The sequence below is a fragment of the Pseudomonas sp. FG13 genome (assembly GCF_057809755.1).
The window spans coordinates 171,047-191,333 of sequence record NZ_JBMDKO010000007.1 but is presented as its reverse complement, the minus strand read 5'-3'; the positions used below and the strand labels follow the sequence as shown (position 1 = coordinate 191,333).

Annotated in this window: 19 protein-coding genes; 12 read left to right on the top strand and 7 right to left on the bottom strand. The window is 61.1% G+C overall.

The genetic code is table 11. The features are described from left to right. Window positions 1-115: 115 nt before the first annotated feature. Both ACODTO_RS09665 and ACODTO_RS09660 read left to right on the top strand, forming a co-directional pair. Window positions 116-595 carry an Lrp/AsnC family transcriptional regulator gene (locus ACODTO_RS09665; RefSeq protein WP_024780290.1) on the top strand — a complete coding sequence of 160 codons (480 nt, stop codon included), beginning with the start codon at window positions 116-118 and terminating at the stop codon, window positions 593-595. A 238-nt stretch (window positions 596-833) separates the two neighbouring features. Continuing rightward, on the top strand, window positions 834-1,043 hold the full coding sequence (locus ACODTO_RS09660) for a DUF2788 domain-containing protein (protein ID WP_003185724.1): 210 nt from the start codon (window positions 834-836) through the stop codon (window positions 1,041-1,043). Here the strand turns inward: ACODTO_RS09660 and ACODTO_RS09655 are convergent. Together ACODTO_RS09655 and amn are read right to left on the bottom strand one after the other, a co-directional pair. Beyond that, entirely contained in the window at window positions 1,038-1,673 is a 636-nt protein-coding gene (locus ACODTO_RS09655; protein WP_139649247.1) for a pseudouridine synthase, read from the bottom strand. The genes ACODTO_RS09660 and ACODTO_RS09655 overlap by 6 nt on opposite strands. Window positions 1,674-1,750: 77 nt before the next feature. Further along, a complete protein-coding gene (gene amn / locus ACODTO_RS09650; protein WP_175363881.1) occupies window positions 1,751-3,250 on the bottom strand; it encodes an AMP nucleosidase in 1,500 nt (499 codons plus the stop codon). Window positions 3,251-3,592: 342 nt separating this feature from the next. Here amn and ACODTO_RS09645 point away from each other — a divergent pair, with 342 nt between their 5' ends. Further along, window positions 3,593-4,798, top strand: coding sequence for a hypothetical protein (locus ACODTO_RS09645; protein WP_489106345.1), 1,206 nt, complete (start codon window positions 3,593-3,595; stop codon window positions 4,796-4,798). A 92-nt stretch (window positions 4,799-4,890) separates the two neighbouring features. Here ACODTO_RS09645 and ACODTO_RS09640 read toward each other — a convergent pair whose 3' ends face one another. Then, window positions 4,891-6,540, bottom strand: a complete 1,650-nt coding sequence (locus ACODTO_RS09640) for an acyl-CoA dehydrogenase family protein (RefSeq protein ID WP_489106344.1) — start codon at window positions 6,538-6,540, stop codon at window positions 4,891-4,893. Between the two features lie 73 nt (window positions 6,541-6,613). Further along, window positions 6,614-8,998: a 7TM diverse intracellular signaling domain-containing protein gene (locus tag ACODTO_RS09635; protein ID WP_489106343.1), complete on the bottom strand. Its 2,385-nt coding sequence runs from the start codon at window positions 8,996-8,998 to the stop codon at window positions 6,614-6,616. A gap of 301 nt (window positions 8,999-9,299) precedes the next feature. On the opposite strand from ACODTO_RS09635, the gene ACODTO_RS09630 reads away from it, so the two are divergent. The 4 genes from ACODTO_RS09630 to ACODTO_RS09615 all read left to right on the top strand — a co-directional run bounded on the left by ACODTO_RS09630 (window position 9,300) and on the right by ACODTO_RS09615 (window position 12,848). Beyond that, window positions 9,300-10,097: a hydroxymethylpyrimidine/phosphomethylpyrimidine kinase gene (locus tag ACODTO_RS09630; RefSeq protein WP_175386473.1), complete on the top strand. Its 798-nt coding sequence runs from the start codon at window positions 9,300-9,302 to the stop codon at window positions 10,095-10,097. Between the two features lie 45 nt (window positions 10,098-10,142). After that, complete coding sequence (gene thiE / locus ACODTO_RS09625; protein WP_489106342.1) at window positions 10,143-10,769, top strand: thiamine phosphate synthase; 627 nt, start codon at window positions 10,143-10,145, stop codon at window positions 10,767-10,769. Window positions 10,770-10,792: 23 nt separating this feature from the next. Next, window positions 10,793-12,076 carry a glutamate-1-semialdehyde 2,1-aminomutase gene (gene hemL / locus ACODTO_RS09620; protein WP_139649236.1) on the top strand — a complete coding sequence of 428 codons (1,284 nt, stop codon included), beginning with the start codon at window positions 10,793-10,795 and terminating at the stop codon, window positions 12,074-12,076. A gap of 217 nt (window positions 12,077-12,293) precedes the next feature. Beyond that, window positions 12,294-12,848 carry a tetratricopeptide repeat protein gene (locus ACODTO_RS09615; RefSeq protein WP_139649234.1) on the top strand — a complete coding sequence of 185 codons (555 nt, stop codon included), beginning with the start codon at window positions 12,294-12,296 and terminating at the stop codon, window positions 12,846-12,848. 139 nt (window positions 12,849-12,987) lie between these two features. Here the strand turns inward: ACODTO_RS09615 and ACODTO_RS09610 are convergent, their stop codons facing one another. Continuing rightward, entirely contained in the window at window positions 12,988-13,317 is a 330-nt protein-coding gene (locus ACODTO_RS09610) for a DUF1820 family protein (protein WP_024780849.1), read from the bottom strand. A gap of 133 nt (window positions 13,318-13,450) precedes the next feature. Here ACODTO_RS09610 and miaB point away from each other — a divergent pair, with 133 nt between their 5' ends. The 5 genes from miaB to lnt all read left to right on the top strand — a co-directional run bounded on the left by miaB (window position 13,451) and on the right by lnt (window position 18,906). After that, entirely contained in the window at window positions 13,451-14,779 is a 1,329-nt protein-coding gene (gene miaB / locus ACODTO_RS09605) for a tRNA (N6-isopentenyl adenosine(37)-C2)-methylthiotransferase MiaB (RefSeq protein WP_176563037.1), read from the top strand. A gap of 237 nt (window positions 14,780-15,016) precedes the next feature. Beyond that, window positions 15,017-16,024, top strand: coding sequence for a PhoH family protein (locus ACODTO_RS09600; RefSeq protein WP_139649230.1), 1,008 nt, complete (start codon window positions 15,017-15,019; stop codon window positions 16,022-16,024). Beyond that, on the top strand, window positions 16,017-16,475 hold the full coding sequence (ybeY, locus tag ACODTO_RS09595) for an rRNA maturation RNase YbeY (protein WP_139649228.1): 459 nt from the start codon (window positions 16,017-16,019) through the stop codon (window positions 16,473-16,475). Before ACODTO_RS09600 ends, ybeY begins: the two co-directional genes overlap by 8 nt. A 40-nt stretch (window positions 16,476-16,515) precedes the next feature. Next, window positions 16,516-17,355 (top strand): CorC family transporter, encoded by an 840-nt coding sequence (locus ACODTO_RS09590; RefSeq protein ID WP_024780845.1) that lies wholly within the window; start codon window positions 16,516-16,518, stop codon window positions 17,353-17,355. Between the two features lie 27 nt (window positions 17,356-17,382). After that, window positions 17,383-18,906, top strand: coding sequence for an apolipoprotein N-acyltransferase (gene lnt / locus ACODTO_RS09585; RefSeq protein ID WP_489106341.1), 1,524 nt, complete (start codon window positions 17,383-17,385; stop codon window positions 18,904-18,906). Window positions 18,907-19,056: 150 nt separating this feature from the next. On the opposite strand, the gene ACODTO_RS09580 is transcribed toward lnt, so the two are convergent. Both ACODTO_RS09580 and ACODTO_RS09575 read right to left on the bottom strand, forming a co-directional pair. Beyond that, window positions 19,057-19,818 (bottom strand): YdcF family protein, encoded by a 762-nt coding sequence (locus ACODTO_RS09580; RefSeq protein ID WP_175386467.1) that lies wholly within the window; start codon window positions 19,816-19,818, stop codon window positions 19,057-19,059. Between the two features lie 114 nt (window positions 19,819-19,932). Then, window positions 19,933-20,253, bottom strand: coding sequence for a hypothetical protein (locus tag ACODTO_RS09575; RefSeq protein ID WP_175363889.1), 321 nt, complete (start codon window positions 20,251-20,253; stop codon window positions 19,933-19,935). Window positions 20,254-20,287 lie beyond the last annotated feature (34 nt).

Below are 20,287 nucleotides of genomic sequence, written 5' to 3'. Positions count from 1 at the left end.
ATAGGCCTGGGCCGGCGACAGATGATTGCGAAGATTGCTCAATTAAACATCGCTTGCGCAATTTTTACCCCCGGATAGATAATCCCACGCAATTATCAAGATAAAGGCCCGACCGATGAGCAAACTCGACCGTTACGACCTGAGCATTCTGGCGGAATTGCAGCGCGACGCGCGCATCTCCAATCAGGAACTGGCCGAGCGCATCGGCCTGTCACCCTCGCCCTGTTCGCGGCGGGTCAAACAGTTGGAAGACGACGGCTACATTACCCGCCAGGTCGCGTTGCTCGACCGCAAAATGCTCGGACTGAGCCTGACCGCCTACGTGCTGATAGGCATGGACCGTCACACCCCCGAACGCTTCGAAAACTTCGAAGCCGCGATTCGCAACCTGCCGCAAGTGCTCGAGTGCAGCCTGGTGACCGGCATGGACGCGGACTACCAGCTCAAGGTGGTGGTGCCGGACATGGACCATTACCAGAAACTGCTGCTGGGCCACCTGACCCGGATCGACGGCGTCACCAGCGTGCGCTCGAGTTTCGTGCTGAACCAGGTGCTCAGCAGTACCGAATTGCCGTTGACCCATCTGCGCAGCTGAAACCGCCTCAACCACTGTAGGAGCCGAGCTTGCTCGCGATGGCGGCATTACAGTCGACAATGACTTGGCTGATCCACCGCCATCGCGAGCAAGCTCGGCTCCCACAGGGTCCGGGCAGTCGCACCATCGAGAAGGCGATGAATAGCTGCGACACACCGCCGCAGGTCAATCCCTCGCCCGGCCCCCATGCCGTATACTCGCCCCGCCTTTCCAACCCCGCCCACGCCGGAGTGTTTCGATGGATCCTGCTGTTTTCGAAGAGTGGATGATGACCGGCCTGGTCAGCATTCTGATCATTTTCATGGGCTTCATCGTCTGGGATCTGGCGAAGAAGTCCAAGGCCGGGCGTTTCGGTTCGTTCATCCTGTTTTTCGTGCTGGGGCTCGGCGTGGCGGCGTTCGTCATCAAGAGCGTGGTGATCGGCCTGATCGAGTCCGGGGCGCTATAGGCGCGCCGGGACCTCTTTCCACTGGCCCTGATCAAGCCCTTCGATCGTCCAATCGCCAATCCTGACCCGCACCAGCCGCAACGTCGGCAACCCCACGGCAGCGGTCATCCGTCGTACCTGGCGGTTGCGCCCCTCGCGTATGACCAGTTCCAGCCAACTCGTAGGCACGCTTTTGCGAAAACGCACCGGCGGGTTGCGCGGCCATAGCAGCGGTTCGTCCAGCAAGCGCGCCTCGGCGGGCAGCGTCATGCCGTCGTTCAACTCCACGCCATCACGCAGGCGTTGCACCTGTTCAGCGCTTGGCTCGCCTTCCACTTGCACCCAGTAAGTCTTGGCCAGTTTGTGCTTGGGGTCGGCGATACGTGCCTGCAATTGCCCGTCGTTGGTCAGCAACAACAGCCCCTCGCTGTCGCGATCCAGCCGCCCGGCCGGGTAGATGCCCGGGATGTCGATAAAATCCTTGAGCGTCGCTCGCCCCTCGCCATCGCTGAATTGGGTCAGCACATCGAAAGGCTTGTTGAACAGGATCAGCCTGGGCTCGGCCGGAGGCGCCTTCGCGACCCGGCGCGCGGCGGATGCAGGGGGTTTCACGCCAGGGCGGCGGGAAACGGGACGTGGAGGACGGGACATGGCGGCACTATCTAACTAACGGTCAGGGCCGACCATGCTAGTGGCCCGACCGTTAAATGACTACCGTCCGAACGGTATCAGCGGAACGGCGGCTCGTCGAAGCTGCGCAGTTTGCGCGAATGCAATGAATTGAGCTGGTTGCGCAACAGATCCAATGCCTCGATACCGATTTTCAAGTGCTGGTTGACCGCCCGCTCATAGAACGCGTTGGCCGAGCCCGGCAGCTTGATTTCGCTGTGCAGCGGTTTGTCCGAGACGCAAAGCAACGTGCCATAGGGCACCCGCAGGCGATAACCCTGGGCGGCGATGGTGCCACTCTCCATGTCCACCGCCACCGCGCGGGACAGGTTGATCAGCGGACGCTCCTGGGCCCAGCGCAGCTCCCAGTTGCGGTCGTCGTAGGTCAGCACGGTGCCGGTACGTAGGCGTTTCTTCAGCTCATCGCCTTTTTCGCCAGTGATGTTCGCCGCGGCTTGCTGAAGCGCCAACTGCACTTCTGCCAGGGCGGGAATCGGGATATTCGGTGGCACCACCCGGTCGAGGATGCCATCACGGCGCATGTAGGCGTGGGCCAGCACGTAGTCGCCGATGGTCTGGGACTGCCGCAACCCGCCGCAGTGGCCGATCATCAGCCAGCAATGAGGTCGCAGCACGGCCAGGTGGTCGGTGATGTTCTTGGCATTGGAAGGGCCGACACCGATGTTCACCAGGGTCACGCCATGGCCGTCGTTGGCCTGCAGGTGATAGGCCGGCATCTGGTAACGGTGCCAGACCACGCCGGCGGCGATGGCCGACGCTTCGCTGTGGTCCATGTTCTTGTCGATGATCACATTGCCCGGCAGGACCATGCGTACGAAGCGCGGGTCGCTGCGCAATTGCTCCAGGCCATGGACGATGAACTGGTCGACATAACGGTGATAGTTGGTCAGCAGGATCCACGGCTGCACATGACGCCAATCGCTGCCGGTGTAGTGCACGAGACGACGCAGGGAGAAATCCACGCGGGCGGCGTCGAACAGTGACAGAGGCAGCGGGTCGGTGTTCTCCCAGTCATAGAGGCCGTCGGCGATGCCATCGGTGGCGGCCGACAGGTCGGTGCTGGGAAACACCCGCGCCAGCACCGCCGCCGTCACACCGGAACCGGCCAGTTCATCGCCCTGCTCCACCACATACGGGTAAGGAATGTTCTGCTCGCTGACGCCCACTTCCACGGTGACGGTAAAGTCATGCATCAGCGGGACGAGTTGTTCGAGCAGGTATTTACGGAACGCGGCAGGATGGGTGACGGTGACGCTGTAGGTGCCCGGCAACTGGACCTTGGCATAGGCGCGGGTGGTTTGCGGGACCTCGCCGTGGCAGTGGTAGGTCAGCCGCAACGCCGGATAGCGGAACAGCGCACGTTGCTCGGCATCCGGCTCGATGCGGTCCTTGAGGTAGCGCATGAGCGCCTGGTTCAGCGCGGTGGTCGCACGCTCGTGCAGGGCCGCCAGGCGATCCACGGCTTGTTCGGCGGTTTGAACGACAATAAACGCTTCGGTCACGATCAGCTTCCTGTGTTCTGACTTGCAGACCTTCATCTTGCCTGCATCGCCGTCTTACGGGAACAGTGGCGTGTTGGCGCGCTCGATCATCCACCCCCTTTACCTAATGGACGCGAGCCTGCTCGCGACGACGGCCAGGTATCGACCTGAAATGATTAGACCTGCGGTCACCCTCTTCGAGGAAGGATGAGAACAACTCGCCCTCCATTGCATGGCGCTATCGATGCCGCCCTCATAATAGCTGTCATTCTCGACAGTATACAGACAGCCAATCCATGTGGTTCTGTTCTTGTGCCTGTTGCCAATCTTTGAGACAGAACGAATGCCCAAATGATCGCGTTGTAAGGCCTCTCTACCAAACAACCAAGGTCCATTTCAATGAACATATCAACCAAACACGGCACCGCTCCAGGTAGCTTCGATGACAGCTTCGGTACTCAAGGCATTGTTCGAATTCAACTTCCGCCCGGGCGCTTTCAGGGAACGTCCAGGCTACTGCCGGATGGAAAGATACTTTCAATTTCGATGGCCGAGCAAATGAACGCCCTGGCAATTGTGAAGCACACGACGGAAGGCGTTCTGGATACCACGTTTGGCAGCGGGGGCGTGGTTTATACTCGTCTCTCATTTAACGAAACCTTTACGCTTTTGGACTTTGTCGTACTCGCGAACGGAAAAATTGTCGTAGTTGGAGGTCTTAACGAGTCCTTCGATTTTTTCAGTGGGGCGCTATTCGCTCGCCTACTTACCGACGGCCGTCTGGATCTTATGTTTGGCACCGGCGGGGTCACTTCCTTCAACGTAGAGCTGGCGAACCGTCGTAGAGTGAGAATAGCCGCCAGGGATGACGGAAGGGTTTTTGTGGCAACGGAAGCCAGAGATACTGGAGCCGGGCGTGACGGTGTGATTTTTGGTCTTAATGCGGCGGGCAAGCCTGACGTGACCTTCGGCAACAACGGCGTGGTGTATTCAATGCCGGGCGCCAGTTTTCAATCCATCGCTATACAGGCGGACAAGCTACTGGTCAGTGGCATCTACCAAAAAGGCGGCCTCATTGCCCGCTATACCAACCAAGGCGAGCTTGATTTGAGTTATGGCGGCTTCAATCAGGGGTTTGTTTTGATTGATGGCACGGGAGGCTTTCATGTAGAACTCATTCATTTGGCACAACAGCCTGACGGAAAGACATTGGCTGCAGGCTATATTTTTAAAGGAGAGAATGGCAGCCTGCTGGGGACGTTACCACTTCTGTCACGCGTTAACGCAGACGGCACGCAAGACAATACGTTTAACCGAGGAAATGCTCTGGAAATATTTGTAACCGACGAATCAGACTACGGATGGCAAGCCTTGTATGCAACGGCACAACCTGACGAAAAACTTATAGTACTGTGCCAAAAATCAAGTAGAACCGCATTGCTAAGATATACAAAGGACGGCGCTAAGGACACCAACTTTACCGCGCCTGAACTCCAACTAATGGATTCAAGACCGCCTCCTGTCCTCCAGGTACAACCTGACGAGAAAATACTGATTTCTGGCTCTGGCAATGACATCGGCGCCATCGTCCGGCTGCTAGGTTAATCGAAACCAATCAAAGTGAAGAGGGAGTTATCAGCCTCCCTCCTCACATTGACGTCCAAGCCACCCCTACAGTAGATCGGGATAATCGGCCGTCAGAACCCCTGCGGGGTAGAACGCGTCACGATGGCCTCCACTCTCAACCCCCGTGGCAAGGCGCCGTAGACCCGGCCAGTCGAACCCAGGCGGCTGGCGATGAAGGCATCACTGACGTCGCTGTTGCCCGCCTCCAGCAACAGCTTGGCTTGCAGGCCCACGGCGATGTCTTCGGTCAATTGCCGGGCGCGAAACTGGATATCGTCGGTGTCCTTGAACGCCGCCTGTAATTGGTGGATGTGGTTGGCCAGGCGCTTGTCGCCGTGGCCGTCGCCCAACTCATTGAACAATACCTCCAACACACCAGGTTCCTTGGACAGGGCCCGCAACACATCGAGGCATTGCACGTTGCCGGAGCCTTCCCACGTTGAATTGACCGGCGCCTCCCGGTACAGGCGCGGCAGGATGCTGTCTTCGACATAACCGGCGCCCCCCATGCACTCGGCAGCTTCATTGATCATCGCGGGGGCGCGCTTGCAGATCCAGTACTTGCCCACTGCCGTCACCAGCCGGGCGAACTTGGCTTCGTGCTCGTCACTCAAGTGATCCAGCGCCCGCCCCATGCGCAAACTCAAGGCCAACGCGGACTCGCTTTCCAGCGCCAGGTCGGCCAGCACGTTCTGCATCAAGGGCTGCTCACTCAACAGCCTGCCGCCGACTGTCCGATGGGCACAGTGATGGCTGGCCTGGGTCAATGCCTGGCGCATCAGGGCGCTGGAGCCGACCATGCAATCGAAGCGGGTCATGGCGACCATCTCGATAATGGTCGGCACGCCGCGCCCCTCCTCACCAATCATCCAGGCCAGGGCACCGCGAAACTCGACTTCGCTGGAAGCATTGGAGCAGTTGCCCAGCTTGTTTTTCAGGCGCTGGATATAGAACTGGTTGCGGGTGTCGTCCGGACGATGGCGCGGCAACAGGAAACAGGTCAGACCCTTGTCGGTCTGAGCCAGGGTCAGGAAGGCATCGCACATCGGCGCCGAACAGAACCACTTGTGGCCCACCAGTTCATAGGCCTGGCCCGGTCCCCGGGCGCCCACCGGGAAAGCCTTGGTGGTGTTGGCCCGCACATCGGTGCCGCCCTGTTTTTCGGTCATCGCCATGCCAAGGGTGACGCCGGCCTTGTGGGCCATGCCGACATTGCGCGGGTCGTACTCGGTGGCCAGCACTTTCGGCATCCAGCGCTCAGCCAGGTCCGGCTGCAAGCGCAGCGCCGGGACACTGGCAAAGGTCATGGTCAACGGGCAGCCCGTGCCGGCTTCGGCCTGGCTGTGCAGATACGTCATCGACGCCCGGGCCACATGGGCGCCGGGTTGCGGATGAGCCCAGGGCAGGCTGGGCAGGCCATGCTCGATGGCGGTACGCATCAGCTGGTGATAAGCGGGATGGAACTCCACCAGATCAACGCGGTGACCATAGCGGTCATGGCTGGAGAATACCGGTTTGTTCTGGTTGGCCAGGAACCCTGCCTCCATCAGCGGCCCGCCGGCCAACCCACCGTACTCATCGATCCGTGCCTGGGCCCAGCCGGCACCGAAACGCTGCGACCATTGCTGCAGCGGCAAGTCGATGCGATACAGGTTGGCGCCGTCCAGGGAGGGCGGCTGATTGGTGACGTCGTGGGTTTCGGCGAACTGGTGCAGGTTCATGACAGGGCTCCTCGGTCGGCCAGCAGGAACCAGTTAAGCACTGCCTCCAGGCCGAACAAAGTGTCATACCCGCCTAAATGTCGGCGCTTTCGCCCTGCCCCGGACACAGCACGCGACGTTGCAAAATCGCCTGCAGAACCTCGAACTTCACCGGTTTGCCCAAGTAATCGACCAAGGCGCCCGCCGGACAACCATTCGGGTCCAGGTTCGGGCCGACCACCAGCACCGGCAACTCCTCACAGCCGGCCAGGGTACGGATCTGGCAGCAGACCGACACGCCGTCCAAAGGTGGCGACTGGCAATCGAGCACCACGGCATCGAAACTGCCGTCCCGCAACATTTCCAGCGCCCCACGGCCACTGTCGGCGGTGCGCACCCGGTAGCCCAGCTTGAGCAGCATGCCGCGCATGACCAGTTGATCGATGCTGTCGTCATCGGCCAGCAGCACCGTACAGTCCTGAGGCTGACGCATGCCGTGTCTTTTGCTGAACGGAAACGGCGTGGAGCTCGCCATCGGCAAAGCCATTTCAAATTCGATGTCCAGCTGAAAGCGGCTGCCGCGCCCAGGCTCGGACGTATGGGTCAAGCGGCCGCCCATCAACCCCACCAACTGCCGACAAATTGCCAGGCCCACGCCCAGGCCGCCGTACTCACGGGTCATGGAGCCGTCGAGCTGGAAGAAACGCTGGTACAAGGTCGCTTCGCCCAGATCGGTGAAGCCGATCCCTGTGTCGATCACGGCGAAGGACAGCCCCCAGCGATCATGCTCCATCGGTTTGCCGCTGACTCGCATGGCCAGGCCGCCCACCCGGGTGAATTTGATGGCGTTGTCCAGCAGGCATTCCAGGCACTGGGTCAACTTGCAGCTGTCACCGAGCAACCGATCCGCCAGACCCGGCGCCACATCGACCTTGAAATCCAGGCCCTTGGCCTGCGCACTGGCCGCGAACTGCACCTGCAAGACATCGAGCATCCCGCGCAGGCTGAACGGCGCCGGATTGACCTTGAGCTTGCCGGCCTGCAATTCCGTGAGGGTCAGCATGCCGTTGACCATGCGCATCATGTCCCGCGCCGAGCCGGCGGCGGTCTGTTGGTATTGGGTCAGCTCCTCGTCCATCTCGACGGTTTCCATCAACTCCAGCGAGCCGATGACGCCATTCATGGGCGTACGCAGTTCATGGGTCAGGGTCGCGAGGAATTCGTCCTTGAGCTTGTTACCGTGGGCCAGTTGCTGGTTGAGCACTTCCAGCTTCTGCCCGGCATCCAGCAGGGTCTGGGCCTGTTGCTCACGCATGGCATTGATGCGGTCGGCCAGGGCCAGGGACAACAACGCCACTTCGATGGCCGAGCCGATCTGGCTGGCGTACATGGTCAGGAACACGTTCGGCAGATAACCGAGCACCATCAGGGTATTGACGATGCCTCCCAGCAAAAACGCCGACCAGGCAATGATGAAGTAACGCGCCACCCTCAGCCCACGCCACCAGGCGAACAGGCCGGCAGCAAAAATCACCACCGTGAACACCAGCGCCAGCGCCGTCGCCAGACGCAGGGCCAGGGCGTAACTGGCCATCAGCGACAGGCCCACCACCACCGCGCTGAAGACGATCAGCGCCAACAACAGGCGATCGAGCCAGCGACTGTGTTGGGCGGTTTGCAGGAAGCTGCGGGCAAACTGACTGCCGAACAGAGCCGCGCAGCCGATGAAGAATGGTGTCGCGGCGTTGGTCCACCAAGGGTTGTCCGGCCAGAAATACTCGGCGGCGGCACCGTTGACCGACAACTGGTACAAGCCGAACGAGGCGATATAGACGATGTAATAGAGATAACTGGTGTCCCGCACACTCAGGTAGATGAACAAGTTGTACACCAGCATGCCCAGCAGCACGCCATAGATAATCCCCAGCACATACAAGCGCACCGGCTGCTGTTCGAGATAAGCAGTGCTGGACCACAGGGTCAGCGGCGCCTGGATCGACCCCTGGCTCTGCAGGCGCAGATAAACGGTCTGGCGCTGATCGGGGACAAAATCCAGGCTGAACAGGTAGCTGTTCTGACGAATTTCCCGGGCGTTGAATGGCAGCGCATCGCCGGTCTGGCGAACCAGACGGTAGACTCCGCTGGTATCAGGCAGATACAGATCGAGATGATCCAAGGGCGGATAGGCCAGCTCCAGTAACCAGGTGCGCTGGGCATTCACATTGTGGGGACGGTAATGGAGGTCGATTTTCAGCCAGAACGCCGACCGCGAGTAACCGGCATTCAGCGTTGCCTTGTCATGGGGCTTGAAGCGACCGGCAGCGGCTTCGGCCAGCACATCGTCGAGGGTGGCGGTGCCGTTTGCGTCTTCGAACACTTGCAGCGCTTGGCCCAGGGGCAGGCTTTGGGTGAACTCGTCGAATTCGAGGGCGCTTGCCAAAGGGGACAAGCACAGCAGCAACATCAGCAAATAGCGCATTTAAGCCCCAGCGTGGCCTGTCCGGTTGAGTCAGGAAGCCCCCCATTCCCTGAGTAGACGTAAAACCGGCATTACCTGTTATTAAGTTGGATCCATCCTTAGCATAGCCGTTGATGGCCAACTTGCACCATTGAAATCTCTCTTGCAGAAGGCTCTAGAACGGGCGTTTCAGAGCAAAGCATTGAGATAGAGCTGTTGCTTTGGTCAAGTTGCATGCTGCCGCGGCGCATCGCTCACCCAATGGCACGGGGAATTTATCGGTGGCGCCGACCACAGGGGTTTGGTGGTAAGCTCGCGCACCATGAATATCTACAGCTCTCGCCCCGTTGTCCTCTGTCTCTCCGGCCACGACCCCAGTGGTGGCGCCGGCTTGCAGGCAGATATCGAAGCCCTTCTCGCCCAGGGTTGCCATGCCGCCCCGGCCGTTACCGCGCTGACCGTGCAAGACACGGTGAACGTAAGCGACTTCCGCGTACTCGATCGCGAGTGGGTCCTGGCGCAAGCCAATGCCGTGCTCAACGATTCGTCGGTGGCGGCGGTCAAGCTGGGCATGCTCGGCTCCCTGGAGATGGTCGACACCGTGGTCGAACTGCTCCAGGCGCACCCGCACCTGCCCATGGTCTGCGATCCGGTGCTGCGCGCTGGCGGCGGCGGACGCCTGGGCAAGGATGAAGTCGGCTACGCCATGCGCGAACGCCTGCTGCCCCTGGCGATCATCGCCACCCCGAACCTGCCGGAAGCCCGCATCCTCGCCGAACTGCCCGAAGGCAGCGCCGATGAGTGCGCCGAAAAACTGCTGCCCTTCGTCAAGCACCTGTTGATCACCGGCGGGCATGGCGACGAACATGAAGTCCATAATCGTCTGTACAGCCGCGACGGACACCGCGAGACGTTTACCTGCCAGCGCTTGCCCGGCAGCTACCATGGTTCCGGTTGCACCCTGGCCAGCGCCCTGACCGGTCGACTGGCCCAAGGCGAACACCTCGCCAGTGCCGTGCGCACCGCCCTGGATTACACCTGGCGCACCCTGCGCGACGCCGAACAACTGGGCAAAGGCCAGTTCGTGCCACGTCGCCTGCCGCTGGATTTCTGCTCGTAACATTTTTGCCAGTCACATTTTTTGCCAGAAACAGAGGGCAGTGGAATGAAATTACGTGGCCTCTATGCCATCACTGATAGCCAGTTGCTGGCCGGTAGATTTCTCGCCTATGTAGAAGCGGCACTGGAAGGCGGCGTTACCCTGCTGCAATACCGCGATAAAAGCAGCGACGAGGCCCGGCACCTGCGGGAAGCCGAAGCCCTGCGCGACCTGTGCGAGCGCTACAAGACCCAGTTGATCATCAACGACGACGCCGAACTGGCGGCGCGCCTGGGCGTTGGCGTGCACTTGGGACAGACCGATGGGCCGCTGGCGCCGGTACGGGCATTGCTCGGGCACAAGGCGATCATCGGGTCCACCTGCCACGCCAGCCTGGAGCTGGCCGCACAGGCCGCCGCTGAAGGCGCGAGCTACGTAGCCTTCGGCCGCTTCTTCAACTCCAACACCAAGCCCGGTGCGCCCAGCGCAAACCTTGAACTGCTCGAACAGGCTCGCCTCAAACTGCATGTACCGGTGTGCGCCATCGGCGGCATCACCCTGGACAATGCCGCCCCGCTGGTGGCCCACGGCGTCGACCTGCTGGCCGTGGTGCATGGCCTTTTCGGCGCCGACAACGCTCATGAAGTGACGCGCCGCGCCCGCGCATTCAACGATCTGTTGAAGATCAAATAATTTCCGTTTTCGAGAGACCGACCATGTCCCGTTCCGAAACCCTGTTTGCCAACGCCCAGAAACATATCCCCGGCGGCGTGAACTCCCCCGTCCGTGCGTTCAAGAGCGTCGGCGGCACCCCGTTGTTCTTCAAACACGCCGAAGGCGCCTATGTAACCGACGAAGACGACAAGCGCTATGTGGATTACGTGGGCTCGTGGGGTCCGATGATCCTGGGCCACAGTCATCCAGAGGTGCTGGACGCCGTGCGCAAGCAGCTGGAACACGGCCTGTCCTATGGCGCCCCGACCGCCATGGAAACCGAAATGGCCGACCTGGTCTGCGCCATCGTGCCGTCGATGGAGATGGTGCGCATGGTCAGCTCCGGCACCGAGGCGACCATGAGCGCGATCCGCCTGGCACGGGGCTACACCGGTCGCGACAGCATCATCAAGTTCGAAGGTTGCTACCACGGTCACTCCGACAGCCTGCTGGTCAAGGCCGGTTCCGGTGCGCTGACCCAGGGCGTGCCGAGTTCCGCCGGTGTACCGGCGGCGTTCGCCAAACACACCCTGACCCTGCCGTTCAACGACCTCGAAGAAGTCGAAAAGATGCTCGCAGAGGTTGGCCAGGAAGTGGCCTGCATCATCGTCGAGCCAGTGGCCGGCAACATGAACTGCGTACCGCCGGCGCCGGGCTTCCTCGAAGGCTTGCGTAACCTGTGCGACAAACACGGCGTGGTCTTGATCTTCGACGAAGTGATGACCGGTTTCCGTGTCGCCCTCGGCGGTGCCCAGGCCCATTACGGCGTGACGCCGGACCTGAGCACCTTCGGCAAGATCATCGGCGGCGGCATGCCGGTGGGCTGCTTCGGCGGCAAACGCGCCATCATGGAATGCATCGCGCCACTGGGCCCGGTCTACCAGGCCGGCACGCTGTCGGGCAACCCGCTGGCCATGGCCGCCGGCCTGACCACGCTGCGCCTGATCAGCCGACCGGGCTTCCACGCCGAGCTGACCGATTTCACCACCCGCCTGCTCGACGGCCTGCAGATGCGCGCCGACGCGGCCGGCATCCCGTTCGTGACCACCCAGGCCGGCGGCATGTTCGGCCTGTATTTCAGTGGCGCCGACGACATCGTGACGTTCGAAGACGTGATGGCCAGCGACGCGGACCGCTTCAAGCGCTTCTTCCACCTGATGCTCGAGGGCGGCGTCTATCTGGCGCCGAGTGCGTTCGAAGCCGGCTTCACCTCCATCGCCCATGGCGAGGCCGAGTTGAAGATCACCCTCGACGCGGCCGAGCGGGCCTTCGCCGCCATGAAGTAAGCCTGTGGATAACTGACGCTGGCTGACACCGGCGTCAGCGATTACCGACACGTTTCGTCTCTTTTCCTACGTATTGATCTATAAAGCAGTCATCGACACGCTCTGGCAGCAGAAAAACGAGTAAAGACTTTGTAAGGATGGCCCTGCTTATTTCATAATGCGCGCTTATTGGATCCCCCGGAGGGTCCGCGCGCCCCTCAGAGGTAAGTCGATTCCCATGAACCGCACCGGCCGCACCCTTGCCCTGGGCTGCCTGTTGCTCCTTCAGCCGCTGCTCGCGAATGCACAAGCAGGCGGTAACTCGTTGTTGATCCCGGCGGTGGGCCGTTGCACGCTCAATACCCAGCCACAAGATCTCGCACCGGCACTCGACGCCTGTCAAAAAGCGGCGGACGCAGGCGATGCACAAGCGCAATACGAGTTGGGCGAGTTCTACTATGAAGGCAAGGGCGCGCCACGCGACCTCAAGCAAGCCCTCAACTATTTCGAAAAAGCCTCGCTGCAGGGCCATGCCCAGGCACAATTCAAGCTGGGCGGCATGTTCTTCCATGGCGAAGGCGTACCGGCCAATAACGTCCAGGCCTACATCGTATTGAAGATGGCGGCGGTCAACGGCGCCGAAGATGCGTTGGACACCGCCGACGAAGTCGCCGAGCAGATGCCCCGTGCCGAACTGGAAGTTGCGACCCAGGTGCTGGGGCAGATCTTCCGCAAATACCTGATGGAACTGCAGAACGCCGATGGGCGTACGCCCTTCTCGCCGTTACCCTGATTTTGCTGTGGCCTTGATGGCCTCATCGCGAGCAGGCTCGCTCCCACATTGGCACTCTGTGAGCACAAGATTTGTGAACACCTGTTATCCCGTGTGGGAGCGAGCCTGCTCGCGATTAGCAGCGACTCGGACTTGAACCTTACTTCTCAGGCATCGGCATCGGAAACGGCATCACATTGCCGACCGTACCCCGGGCTTCGCTGATTTTCGGGGTGCCCAGGCGTTCGACTTCGTCGATGCGTACGATCGAATGCATCGGCACGAAACTGCGCACCACGCCTTCGAACTGCGCCTTGAGCTTTTCTTCGCTCGGGTCGACGACCACTTGCGTGCGCTCGCCAAAGACGAACTCTTCCACCTCCAGAAAGCCCCACAGATCACTTTGATAGATCTGCTTGGCGTACATTTCGAACACCTGGCCCTGGTTGAGGAAAATCACCTTGTAGATTGGAGCTTCACGTTTGGTCATGGCGGGCGAAACACATCGGCAGGTAAAAATGAGGGCGCGAACTATAGCATAGCCACTGCTCGCACAGCGGTAGGAACCGCGGGACTTGTTCCCTATAATGCGCGGTTCTTTGAATCACGTGATGACTCCCTCCATGGCCAAGAAGCTTTACATCGAAACCCACGGTTGCCAGATGAACGAGTACGACAGCTCGCGCATGGTCGATCTGCTGGGTGAGCACCAGGCCCTGGAGGTCACCGCACGCGCCGAAGACGCGGACGTGATCCTGCTCAACACCTGTTCGATCCGCGAACGTGCCCAGGACCGGGTCTATTCCCAGCTCGGCCGCTGGCGCGAATTGAAGCTGGCCAACCCGGAAATGGTCATCGCCGTGGGCGGTTGCGTGGCCAGCCAGGAAGGCGCTGCCATTCGTGACCGTGCCCCCTATGTAGACGTGGTCTTCGGCCCACAGACCCTGCACCGCCTGCCGGAGATGATCGACGCGGCCCGTGTCACCAGACTGCCGCAGGTGGACGTTTCGTTCCCGGAAATCGAGAAATTCGACCACCTGCCCGAGCCGCGTATCGACGGCCCGAGTGCCTACGTCTCGGTCATGGAAGGCTGCAGCAAGTACTGCACGTTCTGCGTAGTGCCCTATACCCGGGGCGAAGAAGTCAGCCGCCCCTTCGACGACGTGATCGCCGAGATCATTCACCTGGCGGAAAACGGCGTGCGGGAAGTGACGCTGCTGGGGCAGAACGTCAACGGCTATCGCGGCCAGACCCACGACGGACGGCTCGCGGACCTCGCCGAGCTGATCCGCGTGGTGGCGGCGGTGGACGGCATCGACCGCATTCGCTACACCACCTCCCATCCGCTGGAGTTCTCCGACAGCCTGATCCGCGCCCATGCCGAGGTCCCCGAGCTGGTCAAGCACCTGCACCTGCCGGTGCAGTCGGGCTCCGACCGGATCCTGGCGGCCATGAAGCGCAACCACACGGCACTGGAGTACAAGTCCAAGCTGCGCAAACTGCGAGCGGCGGTGCCGGGAATCTGCATCAGTTCGGACTTCATCGTGGGCTTTCCCGGTGAAACCGAGAAAGACTTCCAACAGACCATGAAGCTGATCGAAGAAGTGGGTTTCGACTTTTCCTACTCGTTCGTCTACAGCCAGCGCCCTGGCACCCCGGCGGCCGACTTGGCGGACGATACCCCCGAAGAACTGAAAAAAGAGCGGCTCAACGCCTTGCAACACCGTCTGAACCAGCAGGGTTTCGAGATCAGCCGACAAATGGTCGGCTCCACCCAACGGATTCTGGTCACCGATTATTCGAAAAAAGACCCGGGCGAACTGCAAGGCCGGACCGAAAACAATCGCATCGTCAATTTCCGCTGCGACACCCCGGCCCTGATCGGCCAGTTCGCCGACGTGCACATCGACTCCGCGCAACCGCATTCCCTGCGGGGCTCGTTGATCCAGTAACCTTTTCAAAACACTATTGCCTGTGCAAGCAAGACCTGTGGGAGCAAGGCTTGCCCGCGATCAAGGCAGCGCGATCTTCAGCAAGGTTGCGGTGCTTTCATCGCGGGCAAGCCTTGCTCCCACTATGGGTTGTGCCAACCCTGTGATCGGATTCGCCTGTTTAAGAGCTTTCGCACCCAGCCTACTGGCGTTATCCTTGATTTCATCTCAATTGCCCCTGGGCGGCTAAAAACGACCTTGAACGCACCCATCGAACCCCATCGTTTCATTCTCGAGCCCTTCGAGGCTCGCCGCTTCGCCAATCTGTGCGGGCAATTCGACGAGCATCTGCGCTTGATCGAACAGCGCCTGGCCATCGAGATCCGCAACCGCGGAAACCAGTTCGAGCTGATCGGCGAACCCAAGCACACCACCTCCGCGGAAAACCTGCTGCGCCGTCTCTACCGGGAAACCAAGGGGAGCGAGCTGTCGCCGGACACCGTCCACCTGTTCCTGCAGGAGTCGGCCGTCGAAGAGCTCGACAACCACACCCCCGCGGAACCTGCCGTGGCCCTACGTACGAAGAAAGGCATGATTCGCCCTCGCGGCTTGAATCAGCAGCGCTACGTGAAGGAAATCCTGGGCAACGACATCAATTTCGGTATCGGCCCGGCCGGTACGGGCAAGACCTACCTGGCCGTGGCTTGCGCGGTCGATGCCCTGGAACGCGAACAGGTGCGGCGCATCCTGCTGGTGCGTCCGGCGGTCGAAGCCGGGGAAAAACTCGGCTTCCTGCCCGGCGACCTGAGCCAGAAAATCGACCCTTACCTGCGCCCTCTCTATGACGCGCTGTATGAAATGCTCGGCTTCGAATACGTCGCCAAGCTGATCGAGCGCCAGGTCATCGAAGTTGCACCGCTGGCCTACATGCGTGGCCGGACCCTGAACAACAGTTTCATCATCCTCGACGAGAGCCAGAACACCACCGTCGAGCAAATGAAAATGTTCCTGACCCGGATCGGCTTTGGCTCCACCGCCGTCATCACCGGGGACATCACTCAGGTCGACCTGCCCCGGGGCACCAAGTCCGGGCTGAACCATGTGATCCAGGTGCTCAAGGACGTGCCAGGCATCAGCTTCACGCATTTCCTGCCCAAGGACGTCGTGCGCCATCCATTGGTGCAGCGCATCGTCGAGGCCTACGAGCGCTTCGAGCAGCGCGCCGAGGATATGCACGAAAGCAAAGGCAGCCGCCAAGATGCTTGAACTTGACCTGCAACTGGCCAGCGCCCACGCCGTCCCCAGCGAAATCCAGTTCCGCCAGTGGTGCGAGCTGGCCCTGCGTCAGCGCAGCGCCGACTCGGAACTGACGATCCGCCTGGTGGACGAACCCGAAGGCCGCGAGCTGAACCATACCTGGCGCCAGAAAGACTACGCGACCAACGTGCTGTCCTTTCCCGCCGACGTCCCCGACGAACTGCTCGACATCCCGCTGCTGGGGGACCTGGTAATCTGCGTCCCGGTGGTGGAGCGCGAAGCCACGGAACAAGGCAAACCTTCCGAAGCCCACTGGGCTCATCTGGTCATTCACGGCTGCTTGCATCTGCTTGGTTACGACCATATTGAAGATGACGAAGCCGAAGAAATGGAAGCACTGGAACGAACGTTGCTTGCAGAGCTGGGTCATTCCGACCCCTACGCCGGCGACGAACACTGATACATCAACCTGTAACGACAAAGGATTCAGAGTAATCGCTATGAGCGAAGATCGATCGAGCAACGGGCAGAAGTCATGGCTGGGCAAGCTCACCCAGGCTTTTGCCCATGAGCCGAAAAACCGCCAGGAGCTGCTGGAGCTGCTGCGCGATGCACACCAGAACAAACTGCTGGACAGCGAAGCGCTGGCCATCGTCGAAGGCGCCATTCAGGTCGCTGACCTGCAAGTACGGGACATCATGGTTCCGCGCTCGCAGATGGTCAGCATCAAGGCGACCCAGACACCCCGTGAATTCCTGCCGGCCGTGGTCGACTCCGCCCACTCGCGCTACCCGGTGATCGGCGAGAGCCATGACGACGTCATGGGTGTGCTGCTGGCCAAGGATCTGCTGCCACTGATCCTTCAGGAAAACGGCGACAGCTTCAATATCAAGGACTTGCTGCGCCCGGCCACCTTCGTGCCCGAGTCCAAGCGCCTGAACGTGCTGCTGCGTGAGTTTCGCGCCAACCACAACCACATGGCCATCGTCATCGACGAGTACGGCGGCGTGGCCGGGCTGGTCACCATCGAGGACGTGCTCGAGCAGATCGTCGGCGACATCGAGGACGAGCACGATGTCGAAGAAGACAGCTACATCAAGCCACTGCCCAGCGGCGACTTCCTGATCAAGGCCCTGACGCCGATCGAGAACTTCAACGAATTCTTTGACAGCCAATTCTCCGACGACGAATTCGACACCGTCGGCGGCCTGGTGATGAGCGCTTTCGGGCACCTGCCCAAGCGCAACGAAACCACGGAAATCGGTTCCTGGCGCTTCCGCATCCTGAACGCCGACAGCCGCCGGATCCACCTGCTGCGCCTGTCACCCATTGGCCGATAACCCCTGCGAGACCCGCTAAGGACACACATGCGCTGGATAACCCGCCCCGGCTGGCCCGGTAACCTGCTGGCCGTGGCGGCCGGTGCGATCACCACCCTGGCCCTGGCACCGTTCGACATCTGGCCGCTGGCATTGCTGGCGGTCGGACTTTTCTATGCCGGGCTGCGCGAACTTTCGCCACGCCAGGCCCTGGGCCGGGGCTGGTGCTTCGGTTTTGGCCTGTTTGGTGCGGGCACCAGCTGGATCTACGTCAGTATCCATAACTTCGGTGGCGCCTCGGTGTTGCTCGCCGGGCTGTTGATGCTGTTGTTCGTGGCCGCCATCGCCTGGTTCTTCGCCCTGCCCGCCTGGCTTTGGGCGCGCTGGCTGCGGCGCAATGAAGCCCCGCTGGCTGACGCACTGGCATTCGCCGCACTGTGGCTGGGCCAGGAAGCCTTTCGCGGCTGGTTCCTCACCGGCTTCCCATGGCTCTATTCCGGTTATAGCCAGCTCGACGGCCCCTTGGCCGGTCTCGCGCCGGTGGGTGGGATGTGGCTGATTTCCTTCACCCTGGCCCTGACCGCCGCCCTGCTGTACAACACTCCCCGCTTGATCCGCGCCGGACGCAAGGGCTTGATCGCAGCGGGCATGGTCCTGCTGATCGGCCCATGGGTGGCCGGCATGGCACTCAAGGGCCATGCCTGGACCAGCCCCTCGGGCGACCCACTCAGCGTTGCCGCCATCCAGGGCAACATCGAACAGAGCATGAAGTGGGATCCGGAACAGCTCAACGCCCAACTGGCGCTGTACCGCGACATGAGCTTTACCTCCAAGCGCGTCGATCTGCTGATCTGGCCGGAAACCGCGGTCCCGGTGCTCAAGGAATCTGCCCAGGGCTACCTGGACATGATGGGCAGTTTCGCTGCCGAGCGGCATTCGGCGCTGATCACCGGCGTCCCGATTCGCCAGTTGGTACGTCATGAAAAACGCTACTTCAACGGCATCACCGTGACCGGCGAAGGTGACGGCACTTACCTGAAGCAGAAACTGGTGCCGTTCGGCGAGTATGTGCCCTTGCAGGACCTGCTGCGCGGCCTGATCGCCTTCTTCGACCTGCCCATGTCGGACTTCGCCCGGGGTCCGGCCGATCAGCCGTTGCTGCAAGCCAAGGGTTACCAGATCGCACCGTTCATCTGTTATGAGGTGGTGTATCCGGAGTTCGCCGCCGGCCTCTCGGCCCGCAGCGACCTGCTGCTGACCATCAGTAACGACACCTGGTTCGGCACCTCGATCGGCCCACTGCAACACCTGCAAATGGCCCAGATGCGCGCCCTGGAAGCCGGTCGCTGGATGATTCGCGCCACCAACAACGGCGTGACCGGCCTGATCAACCCCATCGGCCAGATCACCGCCCGGATCCCGCAATTCGAACGCGGCATCCTGTACGGCGAAGTGGTGCCGATGCATGAATTGACGCCGTACCTGCAATGGCGCTCGTGGCCGCTGATCATCCTGTGCGTCCTGCTGCTGGGTTGGGCGCTGGTGACCAGCCGGATCGCCAAGACCGTTTAACCGACTTTTTTGATCGTTCCCACGCTCCGCGTGGGAATGCAGCCCGTGACGCTCCGCGTCACATTGGCGGCCGACGCCAGCCCGATTTGGAACGCAGAGCGTCCCTTGAGGCATTCCCACGCAGGAGCGTGGGAACGATCCGCTAACACCTCAGCGGTAAAACAACCAATACCCCACCAACCCCACCGCCTCATTCATCAACTGCCCCGACTGCCAGATCGACTTGAACTCCGGCATCCAGCCGCCCAGCGGCCGGGCATTGTCCTGCCCCAGGAAGCCCACCGGTGCAGCGACCACTTCGAACCCGGCTCGCTGGAAGCTCCAGACAGCTCGCGGCATATGCCACGCCTGGGTCACCACCACGACGCGACGAATCCCTTCCGGCTGGAGGATCCCGGCACTCATCTGCGCGTTTTCCCAGGTAGTGCGGCTGAGCCCCTCTTGCCAGCGCACGGTGACGCCAAAATCATCCAACATCGAATCGGCCATCAGCTTTGCCTCGCTGGGCGGCGTGCCATAATGCAAGCCGCCGGACGTCAGCACGGGCAATCCAGACGCCTTGGCCAGTCGCGCGGCGTAACGCTGGCGCTCCAACCCGACACCGGTGGGCTGGTCGGCGCCCCAGGCCAGGTCGCCGCGCTCGCGGCCCGAGCCCAATACCACGATGGCATCGGCACGCTGGGCCAGGGTCGCCCATTCACTCAGCGACAACGGCGGCTCACGCTCCAGCGCCTCTGCACTCCATTGCACCGCCACGGGCAGGCTCATCAGCCAGAAACCGCCGAACCCAGCGATAAAACATACGCGGGCCAGGCGCGGCCGAGAGTGGCGCCACCACCAGGCAAGCGCCAGCAGCAGCAAAAGAATGCCGGGCGGCAGCAACAATTGTTTGATGAAATAGCGAAATGGCATCGGGCATCTCCAAAGATGCCCGAAGCCTAGGTGGATTGACGCAAAGCGACAACTGATTCGAAAGAAGCCTGAATCAAGCCTGGACCAAAAAAAGCGAAACGCGTGTATCCGGCTTTACTTGAACTGCAGCGACCGGACTTTTACAGCATCTTTGTCGGGCGTCCGATCCTTGAGCCAGACAACCTTGGCCGAATGGGGCGCATCAAGACGCTGGAGTACCTGGCCCCCGCTTGTGCGGGCCTGATGTCCGACCTGTTCGAGGTAAGCCTTGACCAGTTCGAACTCTGCGGGGCTCAAGCCACGCAGTTCCAACTCTACCGGACGTTCATTACGCAAGCGCCCGGCGGTTCTTGCAGCGTCCAGGGCCACCCCGAGACGATCGATCAGCTTTTCATACAACTCCGGTGTAGCGACTTCTCGTTGTGATTCAACCATCCCTCACCTCATTGAAGATAAGACTCACTCCCCA

What these genes read in the sequence shown, in the direction of transcription:
- ACODTO_RS09665 (WP_024780290.1), top strand. Translation starts at nt 116, where the DNA reads ATGAGCAAACTCGACCGTTACGACCTGAGCATTCTGGCGGAATTGCAG.
- ACODTO_RS09660 (WP_003185724.1), top strand. Translation starts at nt 834, where the DNA reads ATGGATCCTGCTGTTTTCGAAGAGTGGATGATGACCGGCCTGGTCAGC.
- ACODTO_RS09655 (WP_139649247.1), bottom strand. Translation starts at nt 1,673, where the DNA reads ATGTCCCGTCCTCCACGTCCCGTTTCCCGCCGCCCTGGCGTGAAACCC.
- amn (WP_175363881.1), bottom strand. Translation starts at nt 3,250, where the DNA reads ATGAAGGTCTGCAAGTCAGAACACAGGAAGCTGATCGTGACCGAAGCG.
- ACODTO_RS09645 (WP_489106345.1), top strand. Translation starts at nt 3,593, where the DNA reads ATGAACATATCAACCAAACACGGCACCGCTCCAGGTAGCTTCGATGAC.
- ACODTO_RS09640 (WP_489106344.1), bottom strand. Translation starts at nt 6,540, where the DNA reads ATGAACCTGCACCAGTTCGCCGAAACCCACGACGTCACCAATCAGCCG.
- ACODTO_RS09635 (WP_489106343.1), bottom strand. Translation starts at nt 8,998, where the DNA reads ATGCGCTATTTGCTGATGTTGCTGCTGTGCTTGTCCCCTTTGGCAAGC.
- ACODTO_RS09630 (WP_175386473.1), top strand. Translation starts at nt 9,300, where the DNA reads ATGAATATCTACAGCTCTCGCCCCGTTGTCCTCTGTCTCTCCGGCCAC.
- thiE (WP_489106342.1), top strand. Translation starts at nt 10,143, where the DNA reads ATGAAATTACGTGGCCTCTATGCCATCACTGATAGCCAGTTGCTGGCC.
- hemL (WP_139649236.1), top strand. Translation starts at nt 10,793, where the DNA reads ATGTCCCGTTCCGAAACCCTGTTTGCCAACGCCCAGAAACATATCCCC.
- ACODTO_RS09615 (WP_139649234.1), top strand. Translation starts at nt 12,294, where the DNA reads ATGAACCGCACCGGCCGCACCCTTGCCCTGGGCTGCCTGTTGCTCCTT.
- ACODTO_RS09610 (WP_024780849.1), bottom strand. Translation starts at nt 13,317, where the DNA reads ATGACCAAACGTGAAGCTCCAATCTACAAGGTGATTTTCCTCAACCAG.
- miaB (WP_176563037.1), top strand. Translation starts at nt 13,451, where the DNA reads ATGGCCAAGAAGCTTTACATCGAAACCCACGGTTGCCAGATGAACGAG.
- ybeY (WP_139649228.1), top strand. Translation starts at nt 16,017, where the DNA reads ATGCTTGAACTTGACCTGCAACTGGCCAGCGCCCACGCCGTCCCCAGC.
- ACODTO_RS09590 (WP_024780845.1), top strand. Translation starts at nt 16,516, where the DNA reads ATGAGCGAAGATCGATCGAGCAACGGGCAGAAGTCATGGCTGGGCAAG.
- lnt (WP_489106341.1), top strand. Translation starts at nt 17,383, where the DNA reads ATGCGCTGGATAACCCGCCCCGGCTGGCCCGGTAACCTGCTGGCCGTG.
- ACODTO_RS09580 (WP_175386467.1), bottom strand. Translation starts at nt 19,818, where the DNA reads ATGCCATTTCGCTATTTCATCAAACAATTGTTGCTGCCGCCCGGCATT.
- ACODTO_RS09575 (WP_175363889.1), bottom strand. Translation starts at nt 20,253, where the DNA reads ATGGTTGAATCACAACGAGAAGTCGCTACACCGGAGTTGTATGAAAAG.